This is a genomic window from Algoriphagus sp., from assembly GCF_029254265.1.
Lineage (GTDB): Bacteria > Bacteroidota > Bacteroidia > Cytophagales > Cyclobacteriaceae > Algoriphagus.
This window is the reverse complement of sequence record NZ_JAQWXX010000108.1, coordinates 1-25,090: the sequence shown is the minus strand read 5'-3', so window position 1 is coordinate 25,090 and position 25,090 is coordinate 1. Positions and strand designations below refer to the sequence as shown.

General features: G+C 39.0%; 16 protein-coding genes. 11 read left to right on the top strand and 5 right to left on the bottom strand.

Translation table 11 applies throughout. The features are described from left to right. Nucleotides 1-238: 238 nt before the first annotated feature. Nucleotides 239-475: a hypothetical protein gene (locus tag P8O16_RS16320; RefSeq protein ID WP_075349688.1), complete on the bottom strand. Its 237-nt coding sequence runs from the start codon at nt 473-475 to the stop codon at nt 239-241. Nucleotides 476-734: 259 nt separating this feature from the next. On the opposite strand from P8O16_RS16320, the gene P8O16_RS16315 reads away from it, so the two are divergent. The 5 genes from P8O16_RS16315 (at nt 735) to P8O16_RS16295 (ending at nt 9,256) form a co-directional block, all read left to right on the top strand. After that, a complete protein-coding gene (locus P8O16_RS16315; RefSeq protein WP_300316502.1) occupies nt 735-4,130 on the top strand; it encodes a hypothetical protein in 3,396 nt (1,131 codons plus the stop codon). 200 nt (nt 4,131-4,330) lie between these two features. Beyond that, complete coding sequence (locus P8O16_RS16310; protein WP_300316501.1) at nt 4,331-5,581, top strand: glycosyl hydrolase family 17 protein; 1,251 nt, start codon at nt 4,331-4,333, stop codon at nt 5,579-5,581. Between the two features lie 18 nt (nt 5,582-5,599). Then, nucleotides 5,600-6,601, top strand: a complete 1,002-nt coding sequence (locus P8O16_RS16305) for a glycoside hydrolase family 2 TIM barrel-domain containing protein (protein ID WP_300316500.1) — start codon at nt 5,600-5,602, stop codon at nt 6,599-6,601. 168 nt (nt 6,602-6,769) lie between these two features. Beyond that, nucleotides 6,770-8,200 carry an MFS transporter gene (locus tag P8O16_RS16300; protein WP_300316499.1) on the top strand — a complete coding sequence of 477 codons (1,431 nt, stop codon included), beginning with the start codon at nt 6,770-6,772 and terminating at the stop codon, nt 8,198-8,200. A 297-nt stretch (nt 8,201-8,497) separates the two neighbouring features. Further along, a complete protein-coding gene (locus P8O16_RS16295) occupies nt 8,498-9,256 on the top strand; it encodes a DUF3575 domain-containing protein (RefSeq protein WP_300316498.1) in 759 nt (252 codons plus the stop codon). Nucleotides 9,257-9,439: 183 nt separating this feature from the next. Here P8O16_RS16295 and P8O16_RS16290 read toward each other — a convergent pair whose 3' ends face one another. Both P8O16_RS16290 and P8O16_RS16285 read right to left on the bottom strand, forming a co-directional pair. After that, the gene (locus tag P8O16_RS16290) at nt 9,440-10,090 is read right to left on the bottom strand and encodes a DUF6266 family protein (protein ID WP_300316497.1); all 651 of its coding nucleotides are present in this window, start codon (nt 10,088-10,090) and stop codon (nt 9,440-9,442) included. Nucleotides 10,091-10,512: 422 nt separating this feature from the next. Next, nucleotides 10,513-10,746: a hypothetical protein gene (locus P8O16_RS16285; RefSeq protein ID WP_300316496.1), complete on the bottom strand. Its 234-nt coding sequence runs from the start codon at nt 10,744-10,746 to the stop codon at nt 10,513-10,515. A 75-nt stretch (nt 10,747-10,821) separates the two neighbouring features. Between P8O16_RS16285 and P8O16_RS16280 the strand changes: the two genes are divergently transcribed. After that, nucleotides 10,822-11,631, top strand: a complete 810-nt coding sequence (locus tag P8O16_RS16280; RefSeq protein ID WP_300316495.1) for a universal stress protein — start codon at nt 10,822-10,824, stop codon at nt 11,629-11,631. Between the two features lie 106 nt (nt 11,632-11,737). Here the strand turns inward: P8O16_RS16280 and P8O16_RS16275 are convergent, their stop codons facing one another. Both P8O16_RS16275 and P8O16_RS16270 read right to left on the bottom strand, forming a co-directional pair. Further along, on the bottom strand, nt 11,738-12,760 hold the full coding sequence (locus tag P8O16_RS16275) for a PorP/SprF family type IX secretion system membrane protein (protein WP_300316494.1): 1,023 nt from the start codon (nt 12,758-12,760) through the stop codon (nt 11,738-11,740). Continuing rightward, nucleotides 12,757-18,261 carry a PKD domain-containing protein gene (locus P8O16_RS16270; RefSeq protein WP_300316493.1) on the bottom strand — a complete coding sequence of 1,835 codons (5,505 nt, stop codon included), beginning with the start codon at nt 18,259-18,261 and terminating at the stop codon, nt 12,757-12,759. The genes P8O16_RS16275 and P8O16_RS16270 overlap by 4 nt, the downstream gene beginning before the upstream one ends. Nucleotides 18,262-18,662: 401 nt before the next feature. Between P8O16_RS16270 and P8O16_RS16265 the strand changes: the two genes are divergently transcribed. The 5 genes from P8O16_RS16265 to P8O16_RS16245 are packed head-to-tail and all read left to right on the top strand — an operon-like array spanning nt 18,663 to nt 25,000. Further along, complete coding sequence (locus P8O16_RS16265; protein ID WP_300316492.1) at nt 18,663-21,461, top strand: DEAD/DEAH box helicase family protein; 2,799 nt, start codon at nt 18,663-18,665, stop codon at nt 21,459-21,461. 27 nt (nt 21,462-21,488) lie between these two features. Further along, complete coding sequence (locus P8O16_RS16260) at nt 21,489-22,376, top strand: DUF488 family protein (protein ID WP_300316491.1); 888 nt, start codon at nt 21,489-21,491, stop codon at nt 22,374-22,376. Between the two features lie 3 nt (nt 22,377-22,379). Continuing rightward, a complete protein-coding gene (locus tag P8O16_RS16255) occupies nt 22,380-23,213 on the top strand; it encodes a hypothetical protein (protein WP_300316490.1) in 834 nt (277 codons plus the stop codon). After that, nucleotides 23,210-24,520, top strand: a complete 1,311-nt coding sequence (locus tag P8O16_RS16250) for a restriction endonuclease subunit S (RefSeq protein ID WP_300316489.1) — start codon at nt 23,210-23,212, stop codon at nt 24,518-24,520. The genes P8O16_RS16255 and P8O16_RS16250 overlap by 4 nt, the downstream gene beginning before the upstream one ends. 12 nt (nt 24,521-24,532) lie before the next feature. Continuing rightward, nucleotides 24,533-25,000, top strand: a complete 468-nt coding sequence (locus P8O16_RS16245) for an HD domain-containing protein (protein WP_367182827.1) — start codon at nt 24,533-24,535, stop codon at nt 24,998-25,000. The last annotated feature ends 90 nt before the right edge of the window (nt 25,001-25,090 follow it).

Below are 25,090 nucleotides of genomic sequence, written 5' to 3'. Positions count from 1 at the left end.
TGATTTTTTAAAGGCTATTCTGATTTTTCCAACTTGCACAGAATTACATCTCCACAGAAGTTAAAATTCTTGGAATTGATCCAATTGCCAGATTCAATTATGAAGTTAATTTAAGTCGTAAAGGATTTTATAGTATTGAAAAATCCTTTTGGCAACTTTAAAACTTGATCAAAATTGGTTACTACTGAAATAAGTTTAATCGGAAGTTAGACTCTAAAGAATCAAAGGGAGGTAGATTTTATCCTCTTTTGAGCCAGGATTTACCTTTATTCTTTGAGTAGAAGGAGCCATTGTCTGTGGTGGCAAGGAGTTCTTTTCCTCCATCTTCTAAGTCCGTGAAACTACCTGGGCCTGCAGGATTACCCATATATCTTAGGTTCCAAGTTTCGCCACCATCGGCAGAATATTCAATTTTTAGGGTGTTGGTAGGACATATCCGAATATGTTCTTTTCCTTTTTTTATGACTTGAGGCATTTAATAATTCTTTAAAACGCATGAATATGATAAAATCTGTGAGAAAAGACACTTTTATGAGTGTTTTTTATTCGATTTTGATAAAAAAATTATCAATTATGTTACAAAAGCTGTTTTAAAATGAAGGTTTTGTGGATCTCAAATAAAAAAATAATATTGAAGAGCCATTTTAGTTCTGTACTTAAATAAGGTTATTTGATTTATAGAACTGTATTTTAGTGCTTATAATAAATGGTATATCAGACCTAAACTCTTTTAAATGGATTATATCCTAGTAAACAACGAAGCATTTTACAAAATCACAAACAGTGATTCCTTAAGACCTTTTTTTATGAGTATCGTCAGTGATTCCAATCACTGGATGTTTATTGCAAGCAATGGAGGGTTGACTGCGGGTAGGAAAAACAACAATTTTGCGCTTTTCCCATATTACTCAGACGATAAGATCACTGATTCCTATGATATTACAGGGAGCAAAAGTGTTTTTCGAATTCATCAGAACGGCGAAAAAAGAATTTGGGAACCCTTTTCAGATCGATATACAGGGGTTTATGACCTCACTCGAAATCTTTACAAAAGTGAATTTGGGAATAAAATCATCTTTGAAGAAATCAATCATGACTTGGGCCTGAGTTTCCAATACAGCTGGAATTCAAGCAACAAATTTGGCTTTGTACGGAAATGTAAACTGGTTAACAATTCCAAAGAAACACTTAAAGTGGAGCTTGTCGATGGAATTCAAAATGTGCTTCCATATGGAGTGGATCCTGGTCTTCAACAGTCTTCAAGTAACTTAATCGATGCCTATAAAAAGACAGAACTTATTGGGGAATCCCATTTAGGGCTTTTCACACTAAGTGCTATCATTGTCGATAAGGCTGAGCCAAGCGAGGCTCTAAAAGCAAATGTTGCCTGGTCTTTAGGATTGGATCATTCTGAAGTACTGTTATCCTCTTTACAATTGGATCACTTCAGAAAGGGGCTTCCGATCAAAGGGGAGACTGATGTGCGCGCAGAAAGAGGAGCTTATTTTGTTCTAAATGAACTCAGCTTAACTAGTGGAGAAGAAAAAACATGGATGACACTTGCTGATGTCAACAAAGGTCCGTCTGCTGTGATTGAACTCACAGAAACGATCAAGAAAAATCAGAACTTATGGGAAGAAATTGAGGAAGATGTTCGGTCAGGTACTCAAAATCTAAAAGCTCTGACTGCTTCTGCCGATGGAATCCAATTGACCTCAGACAGGCGAAAAAACTCACGACATTTCGCTAATGTGATGTTCAATATCATGAGAGGGGGCATTTTTGACGATAATTACAACATAGAAAAAGCAGACTTTTCAAAATTCTTCTCTAAAGCCAACAAAAATGTGTTTAACTCAAGCAAAAGAGTTTTAGACGCGTTACCGGAGAAGTTTTCACATCAAGAGCTTATGAAACTTGCCGGAGAAAGCAAGGATAAAGATTTCAGCAGAATATGCTTCGAATACCTCCCGCTCAAATTCAGTCGCAGACACGGTGATCCAAGTAGGCCATGGAACAAATTCTCCATCAATACCCAAAATGAAACTGACGGATCTAAAATCCTGGATTATCAGGGGAATTGGAGAGATATCTTTCAAAACTGGGAAGCATTGGCTCACTCTTACCCGGAATATATTGAAAGTATGATTCATAAGTTTTTGAATGCGAGTACTTTCGATGGGTATAATCCTTATCGCGTCACCAAAGACGGCTTTGATTGGGAGATCATCGAGCCTGATGATCCCTGGTCTTATATTGGTTATTGGGGTGATCATCAGATTATCTATTTGCTCAAGTTTTTGGAGTTTCTTGAAAATCACAAAAAAGGCGGACTTGAAAGGTTGTTTAATGCTGATTTATTCGTCTATGCGAATGTTCCTTACAAAATCAAGCCCTACAAGGATATTATCAAGAATCCCAAAGACACCATCGAATTCGATGAAAAGTCAGATCATGAAATCCGTCTAAAGCGAGAGCAAATGGGTAGTGACGGAGCGCTTTTATTTAGTTCTGAAAATGAAATATACAAAGTCAATTTTCTTGAAAAGATTCTGGCAACCGTACTTTCCAAAGTATCGAATTTCATCCCAGAGGGCGGAATTTGGATGAATACGCAGCGTCCTGAGTGGAATGATGCAAACAATGCTTTGGTAGGAAATGGAGTCTCGATGGTCACCTTATATTATATGAGGAGATTTCTATCCTTTTTCCAAAATCTACTTCATGATTCCAATCTTGTGGAGGTTTCGCTTTCTGAAGAATTAAGTCATTTATTCAAGGGTATAATGGATACCCTAATCAATAATGAGCAGGTTTTGTCAGGCCCGGTTTCTGACCAAGATCGTCGAAAAATCATGGATGGATTGGGTGAATCAGCTAGTAGTTTTAGAGCAAAAATCTATTCTTCCGGATTCTCCGCAAGAAAATTTAACCTTGATTTAGAAGAGCTAAAGCAATTCACAAAATTGGCACTTCGGTATCTGGATCATTCTATCCGCGCAAATAAGCGGACAGACGACTTGTATCATGCTTACAATTTGATGACAGTTGAAAATGAAAATGAAGTCTCTATTTCCTTTTTAAGCGAAATGTTGGAAGGGCAAGTAGCAGCCTTGAGTTCTGGTTTCTTGTCTTCTGAAGAAAGTCTTTCAGTATTGGATGCGCTTAGAAAAAGTAATCTATACCGAGCGGATCAGAATAGCTTTATCCTTTACCCCAATAAAGAACTACCGCTTTTTGTCAATCGAAACCTGATTCCAGCTAAGGCAGTTGAAAAATCGAAATTGCTTCAAAGCTTGCTCCATGATGGAAACCGGGAAATAATTGAAAAGGATGTCCTGGGAGATTTCCACTTTAATGGAAATTTCAATAATGCGGAAAGCCTTAAAACAGCGCTCAATGGACTTGATTCAAAGTATGATGAATTGGTGAAAGCCGAGAGTAATTCTCTTCTGAAGATTTTTGAGGAGGTTTTCAATCATAAAGCATTCACCGGAAGATCCGGTACTTTTTATGGCTATGAAGGACTTGGATCTATTTATTGGCATATGGTTTCCAAACTTGCAGTTGCGGCACAGGAGTGCTGTATCGAGGCAATTAAAAACAATAACAATAAGAGGCTTATTGGTCAATTGGTGGAACATTATTATGAAATCAATGAGGGAATAGGTGTGCATAAATCACCTGAACTCTATGGGGCGTTTCCAACTGATCCATATTCCCATACTCCTGGAGGAAAAGGTGCCCAGCAGCCGGGAATGACAGGACAGGTGAAAGAGGATATTCTAACTCGTTTCGGAGAACTGGGAGTTCGTGTACTGGATGGCTCTGTGGAATTTAAACCTGATTTATTGCAAAAGAATGAGTTTTTAAAGCATGAAGAAGCATTTTCCTACCTTGATCTTGATTTCTCACCAATGGAGATACCCGTACCAATTGGTGCTTTGGCTTTCACCTATTGTCAGGTGCCGATTCTTTATCATTTATCCAATGAAGAGCGAATAGAACTTCACTTCAAAAATGAATCGAGTAAAATAATTTCTTCCTTGAAACTAGGTAAGGATTTTAGTCAAATGCTTTTCCAAAGGACTGGAGAAATTGAGCAGATTCATGTATTTGTAAACAAATAGAGGAATGAAATCGAGCATGACTAAAAAGTCACACACTGGTATGATTATCAACCATGCGAGATTCCTCCCGATAGCTATCGGGATGGCCTTAAAGAAAAATTGTAATCACATGAAATCGAGCATGACTAAAAAGTCACACACTGGTATGATTATCAACCATTCGAGATTCCATGTGACAATTGAAAACAAATTATAAACACATGAAAATAGGATTTAACATACTGATAGTAAGTTTATTCACTTTTTCGCTGTTGAGTTGTAATCAAAAGATAGAGGGAGGAAAAACAGTATCTGCTGCTGATATTTTAGGGAGCCCTGACTATCAGGCCATTTCATACGGTGGCTACAGGGCAAAAAGCAGAGATATTCAACCTACGATGGAAGAACTTAAAGAAGATTTGAGAATTCTGGAGGCAATGAATATAAAAGTGCTTCGAACGTATAACGTTCAATTCATGGAAGTTCCCAATCTTTTGGAAGCCATTTCTCAAATGAAATCCGAGGACCCAAACTTTGAAATGTATGTAATGATGGGTGCCTGGATAGACTGTGAAAATGCATGGACTGACCTAGAACCTAATCATGAAGCAGAAAGTCCGGCAAACGCGGGAGAAATAGAAAGAGTAGTAAAACTGGCCAATCAATATCCTGACATTCTAAAAATGATAGCCGTCGGAAACGAGGCTATGGTAAGGTGGGCAACCAGTTATTTCGTCCAACCTAAATACATTTTAAAATGGGTTAATCATCTTCAGGACCTGAAAAAAAGTGGGGGGCTTCCAGCTGATATTTGGATTACCAGTTCAGATGATTTTTCTTCTTGGGGTGGAGGTGACGCATCGTATCATACAGAAGATTTGGTAGCACTTTACAAAGCAGTCGATTTTATATCTATGCATACCTATCCTTATCACAATACCCATTATAACCCTGCATTTTGGAGGGAAAGTGATAGTCTAGCTGACCTTTCTGAAAAAGAGAAAATTGATGCTGCAATGATCCGGGCAAGAGATTTTGCAAAGTCACAATATGATTCGGTTCGATCTTATATGAAAAGTATAGGAGTGGAGAAATCAATTCATATCGGAGAAACTGGCTGGGCCACAGTTTCTGACGGGTTTTATGGGCCTGAAGGGTCTAGAGCCACAGATGAATACAAGCAAGCTTTATATTATCAGCATATGAGAGAGTGGACAAATACAGAGGGTATTTCATGCTTTTATTTTGAAGCTTTTGACGAGCAATGGAAGGATGCAAAAAACCCTGAAGGATCTGAAAATCATTTTGGGTTGATCAATTTATCAGGCCAGGCAAAATATCCACTCTGGGAAATGGTGGATGAAGGCAAGTTTGAGGGCTTAACTCGTGGTGGCGAAAAAATCACTAAAACGTACAATGGAAATTTCGATTCACTGATGCAGGATGTTTTAGTACCCCCTTCCAAGGATTAACAATTGAAACCAAACAAAATGAATACTTACTCAAAGCTGCTATTTCTCTTTTTTCTTATCTCTATTGCCTGCACTTCTGAAAAAGAAAAAGACCAGATAAGTCTGGAGGGCCGAAAAATACTTGTCAATGAATCTCCTTATTTTATCAAGGGTATTTGTTACAACCCGGTTGCTAAAGGTGATACTGTTCGGAATTTTAAACCGCTCACTGAAGATTTAGCCCTGATGAAAGAGGCAGGAATCAATACAATCCGGGTTTATTCGCCAATAGAGGAAAAAGCTGTATTGGATGAAATGGATAAGGCGGGGATGAAAGTGATCATAGGTTTCGGGTACAATCAGGATGGTGAATTTGATATTCTCTCAGGAACTTTTATTGATTACGTCAATAGGTTTAAAGATCACAATGCTATCCTAATGTGGGAGGTGGGAAATGAGTATAATTATCATCCTCAGTGGTTTGAAAATGACATTAAGAATTGGTACAAGGCCATGAATGATGCTGCTAAACTTATTCATCAAAATGACCCGAATCATCCTGTAACGACCGCGCATGGCGATCTGCCTGATTCATTAGCGCTCAGTATGGGGACAGAAATTGATGTCTGGGGGATGAATGTCTACAGATGGGATGATGCGACTGATCTTTATAAAGAATGGGAAGCTGTAAGTGATAAACCTATGTATTTGTCTGAAGCAGGAGGGGATAGTTACATGACCATCTCCAAAGCGGGATATGAACAGGGCGTAAATGAAAAAGCACAGGCAGATGCGAATAGAAATATTTTGAAATCTGTCTTTGCGAATCAAGAAGTGGGATCTGGAGTTACCCTCTTTGCATTCTCGGATGAGCTGTGGAAAGCCGGAAACCCAGCTGTGCTAGATCAAGGCGGATGGGCTCCCAATAGTAGCGGAGTTCCTTATGATGGGACTCCTAACGAAGAGTACTGGGGAATTGTAGATGTTGATAGAAACAAAAAGTTAACTTTCGAAGTGGTGAAAGAGGCCTATGATCGATAAGATATACAGTGTTTAAAATGGAATTGAATCCAATGAGAATCATTCTAAAGGATTAATTTTTTTGAATTTTTCCTATATCTTAGAAACTTGTTGATTTTCAAAATATTGAAACCTAAATGATTTTTGAGTACTTCATTCTCATTTATTAAATAACCTTAAACCCAAAATATGTCCCACTACAAAACCGCTCCCGAGGACATCGTTCCTTTGATGCAGAAATTTGCCTTTGGAGCAGGAAATTTAGCAAATCAACTTTTTCCCGCAGCGCTAGGAGCATTCATGTACTACTTGGTCGTGGCTTATAAAATGGATCCGCTGGATGCAGCTTTATTATCCTCTATCCCTAGACTTTTGGATGCCATTACTGATCCAATCATGGGTTATATTACCGATAATACCAGATCCAAGTGGGGAAGGAGAAAGCCATACATTTTTCTTGGGGCTTTTATTACAGGGATCACATTTATCATTATGTGGCAATTAAATCCAGAGGATTCATCCACTTTTCATTTTTGGTACATTCTTCTTTTGTCATTTGTCTTTTATATAGGCTATACGATTTTTGCAACCCCCCTAATAGGCTTGGGTTACGAAATGACTTCGGATTACAATGAGCGGACCCGTCTAATGGCTTCATCTCAAATCATTGGGCAATTGGCATGGATGATAGCACCTTGGATTTGGTGGGTGATTGCACAGCCAAATATATTTCCAACCCAAACCGAAGGAGTAAGAACGGTCGCAATAATAACGGGAATCCTCTGTTTGTTCCTTGCACTTTTACCAGCTTTGCTTTGTAAGGAAATAGATCAGACCAATCTCACTGGTAGATCCGATCTGTCTCTAAAGGATTTCAAGAAAAATATGTTGAATCTCTTCAAAGGAATGAAAGAGATATTAATTAATAAGCAATTTTTAAGAGTATGCGGAGCCACCTTTTTAGTGTTTAATGGCTTTCAGATTATTGCACAGTTCTCGCTATTCATCATAGTCTATTACATGTTTAATGGAGACTATGGAGCAGCTGGGCAGTGGCCTGCCTGGTACAATACCTTAGCGGCAGCTTCTACCATGTTTTTGGTGATTCCCATTATTACCAAAATGGCTGAGAAATGGGGGAAAAAGAATGCATTTATTATTTCAACATTCATTTCAATAATTGGATATAGTATGAAGTGGTGGGGATTTAATCCAGAGATTACCTGGCTCATGTTTATCCAAGTACCATTTATGTCATTTGGAATTGGTGGTCTCTTCACTCTAATGATGAGTATGACTGCGGATCTTTGTGATCTGGATGAATTGAATAATGGAATGCCTAGAAAAGAGGGGACCTTTGGAGCAGTGTATTGGCTGATGGTAAAAATAGGGTCTGCACTTGCACTTGGCCTTAGTGGTTTGATCTTATCTATTGTCGGTTGGGATCAAAATATGCCTACACAAACCATGGAAACTTTAACTAATCTCAGAATCGCAGATGTTATTGTTCCGGTGGTGACAGCTCTATTAGCTATTCTTACCATGTGGAATTATAATATCACAGAGGATAAGGCAAATGAAATCAGAAAAGAATTGGTGAAAAGAAGAGGAAGATTGTAAAATCAGTCCTTTCTTATTAATCTATTAACCTGCTTGAGTATTCGGGCAGGTTATTTTTTTGGAGGAAACTTAGGTTTACAAATCCAGATGCCCTGAAATATATTGTTGTCGAATTTTTCTGAACACAATACATGTTTTTAATATGACACTAGATAGATCGGAAAATGAGGAATATGTTGCCCTAATTTGACGAAATATGACTTTTATCATTATGAAGTCTGGTCTGATTTTCAAAAACTTCAGGGATAAAGTTCGACCTTTAAGAGATAAACATGATCCATCCAACCTTTCCTAATTATGAGACTTTTCCTTTTTTTCATTTTGGCGGTATTCTCTTCACAATTTTCCAAAGCTCAAGATAGCACTGCAATTAGCTTAAGACGGAATACCATTAAAATCGATTTGACAGGTAATTTGATTTATGCCAACCACTTTAATTTATCATTTGAGCGAGTTGTAAAGCAAAATCAAAGTTTTGTAGTGACTGCTGGTTATCTAGAGTTTCCCCGAATAGCGAATTTTGGAGAAAACATTGTGGGGAAAAGAGAGGAAAATAAAGGCGGATACAAAATAGGGGGGGAGTATAGGTTTTACCTGAAAAAGGAAAATAAATTTGCGGCACCTAGAGGTGTTTATATTGGGCCATATGTCACAGCACTTGGTTTCAAATCGGACAGAGGAATAGTTTATTCTGGGGCTGAAATGCCTGAAGAAGCAAATTTGAATTCAAGATTAAATATCTTAAGTATCGGAGCACAGTTGGGATACCAATTTGTTTTCAATGATCGCTGGACTCTAGATTTGGTTTTGGTTGGTCCTTCCGTTTCCAGGTATAATTTTAAGGCACAATTACAAGGTGATTTTGAGTTTGATTCGGAAGATGTTCAAAATGAAATCCTTCAAGGATTGCTCAATAAATTTCCATTGCTGGAAGAATTCCTTAATGAAAATGAATTGGATTCATCGGGGACATTGGACACTTGGTCTCTGGGTTATAAGTACCAGTTTTTGATTGGATATAGGTTTGGCAAATACAAGAATTTGAAAAAGAAGTAAGGAGCTTTAATCTCCTATTTAAATGAGATTAATTTTGAGAACAGCTACTATCCCTAAACTTAGCGGTAAATTGAAGCTAGAATTAACCTATTGAAAATCTATTTTATAAAAGAGTCTTTTAGATTGCTCAAGCAGGGATAGTATATCCCTGCTTGAGTAATCTTTACCATAGCATTTTTTATCCTAAATTCTTCCCAAATACACCGAATCAGCCAGAAGGTATTGCCTGGTTTTGGCATTTTCCTGAGCAAATATCAGATAAATATGCCATGATCCTCTCCCCAGCTCAATATCAAATGGAACCTGCGCCTGTATTGCATTTCTTCGGGTCAAGCCTTGAAACCATTTATACCTTTTCTCTTCTACATTATAGCAAAGCACCGAGACTTCATCATTTGCCCTGGCATTTCCTTCAAATGAATTGTCTTTCCAGGTGATTTGGATAGTACCGCCTTCTAACCTTAGCTGTGAATCTTCAGGTCCCAAAAGATTTCCCTTACTTATCTTTAGAAAGGAAGGATCGACTTTAGTCTCCAAAGTATGATTATAGCCTTTTGCACTGAGTTCAGAAAAAGCCCAATGCATTCCCTTTTTACTTTGGGTTAGAAACTGCTGATAGCCAAAGTTCAAGACCTGCTTGATCGGCTTCAAAAAACCATTAATGGTAGTCAGCTTTTCCCGCTGAATCAATTGAAGTGGGCTGGGATTGAATTTGTTTTTATGATTGCCGGATGGTTTGCTGCGAACCACCGTTTTGCCATTGAGGGTATAGAAAACTAGATTGCCGAGTTTTCCCTTTGGTAAAATAAGGTTTTGATCAGATAAGATGGCCATGGCTTAAAAGTCTAAAGGTCACACAACGATAACCTTAAGTTAGAAAAAAGTAAACAAAAAAAATATTAGTCTATCTAACTTAATGAATACAAGAGTAATAAGAGAAGCTTTAGATAGGGTTTAGTTACGTTTAAATTGTACTTACCCTAAATAAAATCTGACAAATCCCTCTATAAACCCTAAATAAACCTACTTTTTATCTTCCTCTTGACTTGGGATTGCTGGAGGGAGATGCAAAATGATTATGAAAGTCTCTTGGAGGATAGGTATAAGAGATTAGGTTTGATGTGAAGTTTTGGGTTATAGACTTATTGTTTTAGATTAATTCCTCCCCTTCTAGAAGTAGTAGGAACGTGATTAGGTCTAGGTGTAGTCCCTACAATTGTCGGGATGGTTTGTATAGTAGGGCAAAGTTTCAAACCTCACCCAGCAGCAAACAGATTATTCATTACCATAAACTGATTTCCTGCAAATAAAACGACTAATTGGGGGGCATTGATGTCCCCATAAAGATCTGGAACATTGTCAATCCCAGGAATAGTAAAATTGACGGCACTTTCAGGAGGTGAATTCCAAGGAGGGTTGAACCGATAATCTTGGGTAAATGCTTTGGAGAAAAAGAAAAACAGGAAAGCTGCAGTTAAAAGGGTTTTCATTGACTTAGGAATTGAATTCGTTTCGATTTATCCAAATTCTTTTATATTTTGATTTTAAGTTTTAAAATTATCCCTATGCTAAGTTCAATTATCGCTCCTGTAGATTTTTCAAATGAGGCAGGAACTTCCTTGAAGTTTGCTGCTGAAATAGCCAAAAGAGCCTCGGCAAAACTAACGATCATTCATGCAAACCCAGCTGATGAAAATGAAGCGGAAGCAAAACAGAAGCTAAGCCAACTCCTGGCAACTACTCAGGATAACTTTGGTGCTGATCTTCGTTGTGAAGCCCAAATAGTAACAGGTGATATCATTTCTGTATTGACCAGTTGGATAAAGCGCGAAGGGGGAGATCTGATTGTGATGGGTACCAAAGGTGCCAGTGGACTAAAAAAGATTTTTATAGGAAGCAACACAATGAAAGTCATCGGTAGCATTAAGCTGCCTATCCTTGTCATTCCGGAAACTGTCCGCTTTGAAGAATTCAACAGAAATGGGAAGAACCGCGTGATCCTTGCTACTGACTTGGAAGAGTTGGAACATGAGACAACCTTGGATATCCTGGAAGACATCACTTCACTAATGATAGAACCAAGGCTCCGGATCGTAAACGTCCGCCCAAAAAACACAAAACTTAACTTTCAACAGGGCTTGGTGAGGAAAGCTCTGGTCTCCGGATTCAATCATAGCCTGGAGACTGAGCCTGTCACCGTGTTTAGCAATAAAGTATTGGAGGGGATTAATTTTTACCTCAGCAAAAACAGCGATACCGGATTGATAGCAATGGTAGCCCGGGATTCCGGTGGACTTTTCCCCCATCATTTTACCCAAGACATGGCCTCTATCACGCATTATCCCCTTTTGGTGCTAAATGATTCTAAGAAATAAGGGGAGTGATTTGGGGTGAAAGATTGGCTTTCGGATTTTGATTGAAGAGCTAATCATGGTCATTCTTTTTTCTTAAGAATCTTAGTCCCGCTAGATTAGTTATGGATTACATCATAAAATCAAAACATCTTAATATGGTCGATCTCTGATTTCGATATTTAGGATCACCCATAAAGAACTGGTATCGGATGGATATTTCATGGGCACCTTTAGTCTGGCTGCCAATATTGGAAACCATAAAGTCATAGCTGTAACCAATCACCATTCCTGTATCGAGTTTCAAGCCTACTAAAAAAATGATTGAATCTTGATTGGGTAATCCACGCATACCTGGGATTCCCCGGTAGCTAAGACCAGTAATCAAAGATCTATAAAGGAATTGACTCCCAATATCGAATTGTTGAAAAGGTCCTTGCTTTTTGTAGTTAACCATGACAGAGGCCATGTTGTCAAACTTGGATCCAAAGAACTGATTGGCTCCCAAAGGGAAATTCCAGCCTCCATGAACACTCCATTTTATGGGAAGAAAACCAACTTCATCATCCGGATAAAAACTCAATCCCGGTTCATTGACATGATGGAAGGAAGAGCCCAACCAAAAATTTTCATTGTTCAATAGTGCTCCAAATCCAATATCAAGATAAGAATAGGGCTCAAAATCAGGAACATTATCTATTGTTCCAGAATTAATGGTTCGGTTTAACAAATCCACTTGGTCGCCAAAAATCAGATTATCCAAGTCGGCACTTCTTCTTACCCATGAAACTTGTGTTCCCATTCTGAAATTCCAAGAATCTGAAATTTGAAGGTTGTAAGAGTAAAAAGCTGAGACATCTGTGGTATTGACTTTCATATTGGTTTCCTGAAAGCTATTTACTGCAAATCCAATCCCGCTTCTCAGGTCAAAACTATAATGATCAAAATAGGCAGAATAGGCATTGAAGTCATGGTCAAGACCGGGCCATTGTTTACGATAATTAAGTCCTATCCGTGAAAGCTCTGTACTTCCTGTAAGTGCGGGATTTAGATAGAGAGGAGCAGCGTAAAACTGAGAATAATGAAAATCCTGTGCATTCCCATCAAAGCTGATGATTAAAACTAAAACTACTATTTTCAAAAACTTTCTCATTTCAGCAGCATAAAGAGGTCCGTCTGGGTTTGGGTTCTTCCATCCAGAGTTTTGAATTTTAATTTGTAGACATAATTCCCGGGTAAGGCTATCTCTTGGTTAATTTTTCCATTCCAGCCTTGTGAATTTAGATCATCAGTATAGAAGATGGTTTCACCCCATTTATTAAGGATCCAGAATTCAAGTGATTCGATATTGATATACTTCGGGAAGAAATAATCGTTGATACCATCTTCATTTGGAGTGAAAACATTTGGGACAACCAAATAATAATCGAAAACAGAGATTTTCTTTTTTACTTCTGCAGAACATCCAAAAATATCAGTGACCGTCAAAATTACTTCATACTCACCTTCAGAAGTGTAGGTATGTTTTGGATTTTCTTCAAAGCTTTCCGTACCGTCTCCAAAATCCCAGAAGTAGGAGGTTATTTGACCAAATGATTTGTTCAAAAACTGAATCTCGAAATTCACCAAGTAGGAATTGTACTGCTCAAAGGCTGCCGATTCAATTTCAGCCTCAGGAATTACGTCAAGACTTTCGACTTCAAATGTTTCGTTTTTAACACATCCTTTTCCATCTGTGACTACCACTTCATATAATCCTGGAGAATTAGTAACCATAGTTTTCCCGTCAGTTGATACGTTTCCGCCGGACCATTGAATAGTATAAGGGGCTACACCTCCCGTGACTGTTATTTGAAATTCTTCCTCTATCAATCTAGGACTACATTGAACATTCGTCGACCGGAAGCCAACGATACTTAATGCGGGTGGTCTTTTAATATCAAAGGACTGATTTATAAAACACCCTGAAGCATCCTTTACGGTCACAGCATATTGACCTGAGGTAATCCCTGTTAAAACTTCAGTTGTGCCCCCATTACTCCATTGAACGGTGTAAGGAGGGGTTCCTCCTGTAATCCCTAAGCTTATTTCTCCACTTTGAGTATTAATGCAGTCCAGTGCATCTGTCACCCTTGGTTCAAGTTGAAGCAGCGCTGGCTCGACTATATTGAACTCACTTCGTATCTCACAGTCAGTTTCGTCTTTCACTGTCACAGCGTAAAAACCAGCAGGGAGATTGAAAAGATTTTCAAGTTCGGGTCCATGATCCCATCGGATTGTTGTTTTGCCTACACCACCATTCAAATTGAGTTTAATAGACCCATCTTGTTCTCCAAAGCAAGAAATCTGCGTTATCTCAGGGATAGTTTCAAATAGAGGAGCATCCTCTATGGTAATGGTTTGAGATCTTGTACAACCACTTTGATCAGCTACTATGAGGGTATAATCTCCGGGGCCAAGATTGTCAAAAGAATTCTGACCTGAACCAAAGGACCAGCTTATTGAATAGGGAGGTAGCCCGCCACTCACGTCCAAATCCAGTGCACCATCATTTGCTCCATAACAACTGATATCTGTTTTTTGATAATTGATCACCAATGCAGCAGCAGGTTCTGTAAGCTGAATTCCTGAAAGAATTTTAAAGCATCCGTTAGCATCAATGATCTTTACGTCATAGGTACCTGCTGGAACGCTGGATAAATTTTGAGAGGTTGAAGAAAATAAAACTCCATTTCTTGTCCATTCAAACTGATAAGGAATAGTACTTATTCCTCCTGATACAGAGATTTCAATAGCTCCTGATTCATCACCTGCACAAAGGATATTAGTTTTTGAAACCACATTGGCTAGGACTGGCTGTGGCTCAGTTATCTGATATGTTTTTGAAATGGAGCAACCAAACTGATCTGAAATACTAACTTGATAGGATCCAGGTTTAAGATTTGCCAGATCTTTTGAATTTGAGGTGAAGCCAGTTGGACCAGTCCATGAATAAGTAAAAACTCCATTTCCACCCGTTGGATTGAGTTTGATTGATCCATCATTGGCACCTGAACAGCTTATTCCAAATCCATTAAAATCTGAAACTTGGTCAGTCAAAGTAATGGAAGGATTAACCGTAATTCGGTAAGTCTTTGGTACCCCTGAACAAGAACCTCCAGTATTTGTGCTCACGCTTACTTTATATTCAACTGTAATTGGAGCAGTGGTGGGATTGATTAAAGTTTGAACAGGGATTTGATTTCCAGTACCTGAGGAAGTAACACCTTGAACACCTTTTGGATCTGCTGTCCAGGAGAATTGGGCTCCAGCAACCTCCGAGCTTAGGCTCACTTCTTCTGTTTGAGATTCAGTACAAATTTCTTGGTCTTGTCTGGAAAAGTTGATGGAGGGAGAAGGCTGGACAGTAACCTTCAATTCAAAAGGCTGGCCAGTACAAGGACCTAGTGAAGGTGTGAGGGTATAAGTAACTTCAAGTGGAATTGTCAATTCATTAAGGAGATTTTGCTTGATTGCAGTCTGGGGGCTCGTAGAATTTGAAGCTCCTTTTATTCCAACTGGAGCATTCACAGTCCAGGTAAATAATGAACTTGGTACCAAATTTTTAGGCTGGAAATTCAATTCCAGATCATTACAAATAACCCTTGTTTCATTCGAATAAGCGGGGTTTGGATTTACTCGTATGGTGTATTTAGGAGGTGCAAGACTACATTCTCCGGTAGTAGAATTTGCGATTTTCGCAGTGAATATCACTTCAATTGGAGCGCCGGTATTGTTTATCAAAGTCTGAGCAGGGATTTCATCGGTTCCTGTCGTGACCACCCCTTGGACACCATTATCGGTTGATATCCAAGTGATGGATCCGCCCGCAGGATTTGTGGTAATCTTGACAGGCATGGAAAGGTCTCCGGAGCAAATTTCTTGATTAGGCAGGTCGTAAATGAGACTTGGGGCAGGCTTTACGGTAACAATTAAATCGAATGGTTTTCCCGGACAATCTCCCAGAAATGGAATTATTGAATAGGTTACATCTATGGTATTGATGGTTTCATTTAGGAGTTTTTGCTTAATCGAGCCTTGAGGAGAGCTTGAATTGGAAGCGCCAAGCAAACCGGCTGGAGCACTTACCGTCCAAGTGAATTTTGTGCCTGATAATAAATTTTTGGGTTGAAAATCAAATTCCTGGTCACTACAAACAGCCAAATTTTCGTCTACGTAAATAGGTTCTGGATTTACTCTAATAATGTATTTCACTGGAGTAATTATGCAATTTCCCTGGGTAGGAGCCTTTATTGTTGCGGTGTAAATAACATCCTGTGGAGATCCGGTTGTGTTGACTAAAGTTTGAGCGGGAATTTCTGATGTTCCTGAACTCGTCAGTCCTGTTACACCTACCGAGATCGCAGTCCACTCAATTACTTCTCCTGGTGGATTAGAAGTGATTTTCACCGAATTGCTTTTCTCACCCGAACAGATTTCCTGATTTGCAATTTCAAATAGGATTATTGGTGCTGGGATTACTTTGATTTCGACCTCATCAGTAGCAATACAGTTCGTTACTTGGTCTCTCACTGTTAATTTATAAACAGTCGTTTGATTTGGTTTAACCGTTGGGGTAGCCGAATTGCCATCCTGTATTGGTGAAGCAGGCGTACTGGTCCATTGATAAATAAACGGCCCTGTGCCACTGGGTACAGTCCCGTCTAGATTTACTTCTTCTCCATTACAGATTTCTGTGTCTGGTCCTGCATCCGCAATAGGTAGCTCATTTACGGTAAATGTTTTTTCGGAAATGGTCGTTCCACAGGTAGAGGTAACCTCTAAAGTGATTTTCTTAAGTCCAGGACTTGAGAACGTAACAGGGCCTGGATCCAAACTGGAAGAAGTTGCAGGAACTCCACCTTCGAAAGTCCATTTATAAGTTGGGGTGCCGGAATCACAAACTCCCACTGTTGCTTTTGGAGTAATAGTTGTTGGCCCACATGAATCAGGAATAGCAGATATATTTATTACAGGTGGTGCAGTCACGGTGATTTTTTCTTCTTTGAAGACATTGCCGCAACTTGCATCAATCGTCAACCTGATTGTATAAATTCCAGGGTTCTTGAAAAGGAAACTTGGGCTCTCAGAATTTTTATTTGATCCATCGGTAAACTCCCAATCGGAAGTTGTTCCACAAGTTCCATTGGAGTAAGAAACAGTCCAGTTGAAAGTCTCTGGATTTGCAGTGCCGCATGTCCCCAAAATATTGGAGGTGTTTGTAGCCATTACGGTTGCAGGACCACATACTTCCATGTTATCTAAAGTGAATGATGACTCAGGTTTTGGGATAATACATATCGTCTTGATCTCCTCCTTGATTCCACATCGATTTCCGGTAATCAACTTGATTGTATATATGCCAGGAGTGTCAAATCTTGGAGTAATGTTTTTAGACCCAGAAATCCATGAGTTGGGGGTGTTTGGGTTTGGACGGGTTCCTAGAGATGTTCCACTCTGCAAGGTCCAACCTGTTGCTGGTGATATTTCCCAAACAAACTTTCCTTCTTGACTGCACTGCCCATTATTATTTACTTCCGTTGCAAAAACAGTCGTGTTTTCAATCGTAATGCTTTGTTCTACACATATGGTTTCTTCAAGTAATTTAATTACCGGTTTTGGAGGTTCTGAAACATAGATTGGTACTACCGAAGCTTGAGAGGCTGAACATGGGTTTCGAGCGACAATTTTTACTGAAAATGAATTTTGGAATCCATCGGCTTCAGAGCCGCAAGATGTGTTCGTAAATATATGTGTGACAGATGGTGGAGCAGGATGTGTGAAAACCTGAGGGGTTGATCCATCTGAAAAGGTGACTGTATAAGTTGTACCTTCTGGATTGTTTTCAGTCCCTGTGATAGGGAAAGTTAAGGCTTCACCAACGCAGACATTGGTGTTTCCTGGGTTTCCAAGTCCTACGGCTGGATTTGAACCAATAAATACACCATATTTTTTGGAAATTTTACATCCGTTTTCTGAGGTGACTGAATAGGTCAGATTGTAAATACCGACAGCGTAGATATGCTTTAATTCTGTCCAATTTGTACCGCTAAAACCCGGACTACCGTCTCCCCATTCAATTTGGTATAGTGTGTTTTTCTCATTTGTCCCTGCTGCATTGTAAAAGGTGAATTCTGATGGCTGATTTTCACAAACGATAAAATATTTCAGATTTTCAAAGTCAGTATCTCCCTTGTCACTAGTCACATTCATCGACGGGATTTCTTTTATAGTCACATCTTTTTTAACCGAAATTGGAACTCCATTTTCGGTAACAGTTAAAGTAACCGTAAATGTTTTTGTTCCGCCGCCAATTGCTGTATTGAAGGTGTGAGTAGGGTCTTTGACCGTTGATGCCGGAGTTCCATCCCCAAAATCCCAGCTATAAGTTAGATCTGTGCCTGTGGATAAATTTGTGAATTTAATAGGGGTGTCAGCACAGACATTATCAGGAGTAAAGGAAAAGTCGGCTACCGGATCTTCTGAATTAGAATAGAAAAGCTTCAAAGGCTGAGGGAAAATGGTCTTTCCTAATCCCGAGCCTAGGGCATAAGTGAGCCCAAGAAGAATGATTATTGTTGGAAAGAATATATTTTTTGCTGGAAACCTACTCATGTAAATATTTCAAAAGCTTAAAATTTAAAACCTTAAATCTTATTGATTCAGGCGATTGATTAGCCGTCGTTTTTTGCTGGTATGTGATGTAAAAGGAATGACCCAGAACAAGTTCTACAAAAAAGAAGCAACCAGTATTAAATAATTTGGTTGGTAAACGATAATTCAGTTTGCAAATTAGTTATTTAGTCTTTTAGATAAAATACCCTGTACAGGGTATTTTTAGTTTTTTCTTGGTGCCTATCTTTATCTAAGAATCTTCCGAATAACTAAGATTCATTTTCCTTTGTCCATATTGCTATTGGAGAAAAGATTTTAAAGAAATAATTAGCCACTACTAAAAACCACATTAGCTTTTTCAAATTAAATCTCTAATTTGAAATTCTTTTTAAATCTTTTTCATGACTCCTAGTTCCAACCAAAACCCTGAGCAAATCGCAAGAGATCTAATTGACAAACAATTAGAGCAGGCTGGATGGTTGGTGCAATCAAAAAACGAGGTTAATCTCTCAGCTGGTAAGGGTGTTGCAATCCGTGAATACCAGACTTCTTCCGGTCCTGCAGATTATGTTTTATTTGTTGATCGCAAACCTGTTGGAGTGATTGAAGCAAAACGAGAAGAGGAGGGAGAGCGATTGACGGTGGTGGAGGATCAATCACGGGAATATGCAACTAGCAAGCTGAAATACCTGAAACATGATGATTTGCCTTATGTGTATGAAAGCACGGGGACAATTACACGTTTCACGAATTACAATGATCCAAAGCCTCGTTCACGTCCTGTTTTTCATTTTCACAAGCCCGAAACATTGGCTGAATGGAATGGACATGCAGAAACCCTTCGTGCAAGACTCTTAGATACTCCTGTTTTAGATGAAGCAGGGTTACGTCCAGCGCAGATCACAGCAATACGGAACTTAGAGAAGTCTTTCAAAGACAATCGCCCAAAATCATTGATTCAAATGGCGACTGGTGCAGGTAAAACATTTACTGCTTGCACCTTTGTGTACCGTTTGTTGAAGTTCTCCAAAGCAAAGCGTATCCTGTTTTTGGTAGATACCAAGAACCTGGGCGAACAAGCCGAACAGGAATTTCTGAAATATCAACCGACAGATGACAACCGGAAGTTTACCGAATTATATAATGTGCAGCGATTGACTTCAAGCTACATTGCTTCAGATAGTCAGGTTTGTATTTCAACCATACAACGTTTGTATTCCATCTTGCAGGGCAAGGAGCTGGAGGAATCTGCTGAAGAAGAGAATCCAAATGAATCAGGATGGACATGGCAGAAAAAGGATCCTTTGCCTGTTGCATACACACAGAAAAACCCGATTGAACAGTTTGATTTTATCATCATCGATGAATGTCATCGTTCGATTTACAATCTCTGGAAACAGGTGTTGGATTACTATGATGCATTTCTGGTTGGTTTGACTGCAACGCCTGACAAGCGCACCTTTGCTTTCTTCAATCAAAATGTTGTTTCTGAATACACCTATGAAGAGTCTGTTGCAGATGGTGTGAATGTGCCTTATGATGTTTTCACCATTGAAACAGAAATCACAAAAGCAGGGTCGATCATCAAAGCGAAAGAGTTTGTTGACAAACGGGAAAAGCTTACTCGAAAGAAACGGTGGGAACAGCTGGATGATGACTTGGTCTATACCCCAAACAAACTTGATAAGGATGTAGTCAATCCAAGTCAGATTCGAACAATTGTCCGAGCATTTAAAGAGGCGTTACCAACGATTTTCCCAGATCGATTTGATGAGGATGGGGAGTTTGAAGTGCCCAAAACATTGATTTTTGCAAAGACAGATAGCCATGCAGATGATATCATCAATATCGTCCGAGAGGAATTTGGGGAAGGCAATGATTTCTGCAAAAAGATCACCTACAAGATCGAAGAAGATCCCAAGTCTGTACTGAACCGTTTTCGTAATTCCTGGGCTCCTCGCATTGCTGTAACAGTGGATATGATTGCAACCGGAACGGATGTAAAACCATTGGAAGTTTTGCTGTTTATGCGGGATGTGAAAAGCAGCAATTACTTTGAGCAGATGAAAGGCAGAGGAACACGAACGATCAACTTTGATGATCTGCAAAAAGTAACCCGTACCGCCAAACATACCAAAACACATTTTGTCATCGTAGATGCCATTGGTGCGATCAAATCAAAGAAAACAGACAGCAGACCGTTGGAGCGCAAACCAACAGTGCCTTTAAAGGATTTGCTTGGTGCAATCAAAATGGGTGCACAGGATGAAGACTTGTTTCTTTCTCTTGCAAACAGATTGCTTCGTCTGGAAAAAGAATTGAGTCCTTCGGAGAAAGAGAAGTTTTCTGAACTGGCAGAGGGGAAAAGCTTACAAACCGTAATCAAGAACCTACTGAATGCTTACAATCCAGATGAGATCGAACGGATCGAATCCGAAGTAGCCCAAAACAAAATAGGGGAGGCTCCGGATGAAATATCCAAAGCAATTACACTAGAGGTGGATCAGCTTCGGACTACTGCTGCGCAAGTCTTTACAGGAGAACTTACCGAATATGTAGAGAAAGTACGAAAAGCTCATGATCAGGTAATCGATGGAGTCAACTTAGACAAGGTGACCAAAGCAGAATGGGATACCTTCACCACCGAAAAAGCAGAACAGGTCATTCAGGATTTTACCGAATACATTCATGCGCATAAAGATGAAATCATCGCTTTGGAGATCTTCTATGATCAACCTTACCGAAGAAGAGAACTGACCCTAAAAATGGTGAAGGATCTTCTGGATCGAATCAAACTGGATCGACCACTGCTTGCTCCTAACTATATCTGGGAAGCCTATCAGCAACTGGAACAGGTGAAGGAGAACTCACCCAAAAAAGAATTGATCACATTGGTTTCCCTGATCCGAAAAGTAGTTGGAATAGACGCTCAGCTTACATCTTATGATGCGACGGTAAATGAGAATTTTCGCAAGTGGATTTTCCAGCAGAATGCCGGACAGCATAACAAGTTCACCGAAGAGCAACTGGCTTGGCTGCGAATGATCAAAGATCATATTGCTTCCAGTTTCCATATCGGAATGGATGATCTGGATTATACTCCTTTTGATCGTGAGGGCGGAAGAGGAAAAATGTGGGAAATGTTTGGGACAGAAACTGCCAACTTATTTGAGGAGTTAAATAAGGAGCTTTCAGCTTAAAGAAAAGTTAGGATTACCTTTGTAACAATGATGTATTATAGAAGAAAAGTGGTTTTGGCAATTTTGGAAGCTTTTGGAGGTGAACTGGAAAAACTTCAGCTACAAAAGCTGTTGATGCTTTTCACTACCTATCAAGAGGATAAAAGTTTTCATTTTGTCCCCTACAAATTTGGCTGTTTTTCTTTTCAGGCAAACGCAGATCTTTCCACCATGAGGAAGTACGAACAGGTTGCTGAAAGTGACAAAACTTGGAAAAAACTCGATCAGGCTCTCTATTGGAAAAATTTAAAGCCTGAGGATAGAATAGCAGTGACCAAGCTTAAAACAAAATTTGAGGGCAAGACTTCCAGAGAACTGATCCGCTATACCTATGTTAATTTCCCTTACTATGCCATAAACAGTACCGTAGCTGACCGATATCTGAATACCAAGGAAATGGCAATTGTCAAATCTGTGATACCCCAATCTTCCAAAAAAGCACTTTTTACTATTGGCTATGAAGGACTCAGCTTAGAGGAATACATGAATAAGCTTCTGGCGGCTGATATCAAAGTGCTGTGTGATGTGAGGAAGAACTCTTTCAGTATGAAGTATGGCTTCAATAAATCCCAATTACAAATGGCTTGTGATGGGGTAGGAATTCGGTTTATCCATATTCCCGAGGTGGGAATTGTAGCTAACAAAAGAAAAGAACTGAATACCCAGCAGGATTATGATGTACTTTTTGAAGACTACAAAAAGACAGTACTTCCTCAGACTTTATCCCAACAGGAAGAAATAATGGAGCTGATCAAGACACATTATCGGGTTGCAATTACCTGTTTTGAAGCAAATATCTGCCAGTGCCATCGCAAGCATTTGGCAGAGGCGATTTGTCAATTACCTGATTTCGAGTACGAACTTTTACATTTATAAAGTATGCCTAGAGAAAAGATACTTTTGACAGTCACCACTTATCCTTTGCCTTCAAGAAGCTATGATGAATTAGTCTGCACGGCAGGAATGCGGGAAGATGGTACTTGGATAAGAATTTATCCAATGCCATTAAGTTATCTCAAAGGAATGAAATCTACCGGGAAAGTTAAATCCAGAAAATATACATGGATAGAATTGGATCTGGTAAAACGATCTGATGATTTCCGTCCTGAGAGCTACTCACCTCAGGATTATGAATTCAAAGACATTGTCATTGGAGACACGATAGACACCAAAAGTAACTGGTCAGCCAGAAAGATCATATGCCTGCAAAATGTCTATACCAACCTAACTCAACTAATAGAAGACTCTAAAGATCCTAAAAATATCTCTTTGGCAACTTTCAAACCGACAAAGATAAAGCGTCTGATTATTGAGAAGGATGAAGCTGATTGGAAACCAGTTTGGAAGGCCTTACAAGATCAGATGGATATGTTTAATGAACCCAAAGCAGAGGCAAAAGAAATATTCCCGAAAGTACCTTGGAAATTCAAGTACGAATTTGAAGATGATGAGGGTAGAGTTTCCAAGCTTATGATCGAGGATTGGGAGATTGGTCAGCTCTATTGGAACTGTCTTAGAGATGCCGATGGTGATCAAGATGTCGCTTTGGAAAAAGTGCGCCAGCAATACGAAACCAATTTTTTGGAAAACAAAGAACTTTACTTTTTTCTGGGAACTACCAAAGAATGGCATACACGCAGAGCTAATAATCCATTCGTGATAATTGGAGTCTTTTATCCAAAGAAAGAAGCTCAAACCTCACTATTCGGATGAAAAAAGACTGGATTGAGGTTGAGTTAAAAACAATAGGAGAAATAGTTACTGGAGGAACTCCTTCCAAAAACGATTTTTCTAATTATAGTTCCAAAGATTTCCCATTTTATAAGCCAACAGATTTAAATCAAGGAATCCTTACTGTTGAGTCGAATGATTTTTTGTCATCGAAGGCATATGCAAGTGCTAGAAAAGCGCCTAAAAATTCAATTCTTGTAACGTGCATAGGTGCAACGATTGGAAAAACTGGGTTTATCAAACGAGAAGGATCTTTCAATCAACAAATAAATGCTATAATCCCAAATGGAAGTATAGAAAGTAAATTTCTGTACTATCAGATAATAAGCCAGGATTTTCAAAATAAGATTGTTCATTCATCTTCATCTACAACCCTTCCAATTTTAAACAAATCAAAGTTTTCAATATTACCAATTCAGGTTGCCCCCCTCCCCGAGCAGAGAGCGATTGTAGCCCGGATCGAGGAGTTGTTTAGCGAGTTGGATCATGCCATCGCCAATCTCAAATCCGCCCAAGCCAAACTCGAAATCTACCGCCAAGCCGTACTGAAAAAGGCTTTTGAGGGGGGATTTACTAATGGTGAAAAATGGCAATGGAAAAAATTCAGGGATTGCGGTTCTTGGAAAGGTGGGGGTACCCCATCAAAGGCAAATCATTCTTTTTGGGAAAGTGGAACGGTCTTGTGGGTTTCGCCTAAAGACATGAAAGAAAAGTTCATATCAAATACTATTGACAAAATTACAGAAGAAGCAATTGAAAACTCCTCTACAAAATGGATAAGTGGAGGTTCAGTATTATTTGTTGTAAGGAGTGGAATTTTAAGAAGGACCTTACCTATTGCAATTTCAAAAGTTGATCTTACTGTAAATCAAGATTTACAGGCATTTACTCCAAATTCAGATTTAGATCCAGTTTTTGTTTATTGGTTTTGCAAATCCAGAGAAAGAGATATTAGGGAAACTTGTGCAAAGGATGGTACAACAGTGGAAAGCGTAGACTCAACTTCACTAAAAAATTATCTTATCCCTTTTCCTTCAGCATTGGAATTACAAACCCAAATCGTTCAGGAAATCGAATCCCGTCTATCAGTGGCGGATAAGTTGGCCGAGACTATACAGATCAATCTACTGAAATCAGAATCACTGCGACAAAGTATCTTGAAGCAAGCCTTTGAAGGCAAGTTGCTTACTGAAGTGGAGTTGGAAGCCTGCCGCAAGGAAGCGGACTGGGAGCCAGCGGAGAAGCTGTTAGAGAGGATTAAGGGAGAGAAAAAGAAATTGACTACTTAAAATTTTTATAATATGAGACTTGATTGGAGTAAATTAATTACACCCAAGCGATTTGGTGCTAAAACTTATGATGTAATCACAGATGCTAGAACTGAGTTTGAAAGAGATTTGGATAGGATAATTTTTTCTTCTCCATTTAGGAGACTTAAAGATAAAACTCAAGTTTTTCCTATACCCAAAAGCGATTTTGTTCATAATCGTCTAACTCACAGTATTGAAGTTTCAAGTATCGGACGCTCCCTTGGCAAACTTGCGGGTATTTTTATTTTGAAAAATGAACCAAAGATAGAAGTTGATGAGGGTACTGGAGAAATAGGGCCTTCAACTTTTGGTCATATTGTAGCTGCTGCTTGTCTTGCGCATGATATTGGGAATCCCCCATTTGGACATTCTGGTGAGCAATCGTTTAGAGTTTTTTTTAAAAAATTCTTTAAAAATGATAATAATAAAGTATGTATATCCGCAATCTTGCCAGTATGATTAAATCGAAGCAATGATGAGTCTGTCAAAGAGTTTTTGACCGAAGTATCTTCTGTTGAGCTTGTAACAAAACTCGTCTAGGTAATTCTG

Coding starts and splice junctions, on each gene's coding strand:
- P8O16_RS16320 (WP_075349688.1), bottom strand. CDS start 475: ATGCCTCAAGTCATAAAAAAAGGAAAAGAACATATTCGGATATGTCCT.
- P8O16_RS16315 (WP_300316502.1), top strand. CDS start 735: ATGGATTATATCCTAGTAAACAACGAAGCATTTTACAAAATCACAAAC.
- P8O16_RS16310 (WP_300316501.1), top strand. CDS start 4,331: ATGAAAATAGGATTTAACATACTGATAGTAAGTTTATTCACTTTTTCG.
- P8O16_RS16305 (WP_300316500.1), top strand. CDS start 5,600: ATGAATACTTACTCAAAGCTGCTATTTCTCTTTTTTCTTATCTCTATT.
- P8O16_RS16300 (WP_300316499.1), top strand. CDS start 6,770: ATGTCCCACTACAAAACCGCTCCCGAGGACATCGTTCCTTTGATGCAG.
- P8O16_RS16295 (WP_300316498.1), top strand. CDS start 8,498: ATGAGACTTTTCCTTTTTTTCATTTTGGCGGTATTCTCTTCACAATTT.
- P8O16_RS16290 (WP_300316497.1), bottom strand. CDS start 10,090: ATGGCCATCTTATCTGATCAAAACCTTATTTTACCAAAGGGAAAACTC.
- P8O16_RS16285 (WP_300316496.1), bottom strand. CDS start 10,746: ATGAAAACCCTTTTAACTGCAGCTTTCCTGTTTTTCTTTTTCTCCAAA.
- P8O16_RS16280 (WP_300316495.1), top strand. CDS start 10,822: ATGCTAAGTTCAATTATCGCTCCTGTAGATTTTTCAAATGAGGCAGGA.
- P8O16_RS16275 (WP_300316494.1), bottom strand. CDS start 12,760: ATGAGAAAGTTTTTGAAAATAGTAGTTTTAGTTTTAATCATCAGCTTT.
- P8O16_RS16270 (WP_300316493.1), bottom strand. CDS start 18,261: ATGAGTAGGTTTCCAGCAAAAAATATATTCTTTCCAACAATAATCATT.
- P8O16_RS16265 (WP_300316492.1), top strand. CDS start 18,663: ATGACTCCTAGTTCCAACCAAAACCCTGAGCAAATCGCAAGAGATCTA.
- P8O16_RS16260 (WP_300316491.1), top strand. CDS start 21,489: ATGATGTATTATAGAAGAAAAGTGGTTTTGGCAATTTTGGAAGCTTTT.
- P8O16_RS16255 (WP_300316490.1), top strand. CDS start 22,380: ATGCCTAGAGAAAAGATACTTTTGACAGTCACCACTTATCCTTTGCCT.
- P8O16_RS16250 (WP_300316489.1), top strand. CDS start 23,210: ATGAAAAAAGACTGGATTGAGGTTGAGTTAAAAACAATAGGAGAAATA.
- P8O16_RS16245 (WP_367182827.1), top strand. CDS start 24,533: ATGAGACTTGATTGGAGTAAATTAATTACACCCAAGCGATTTGGTGCT.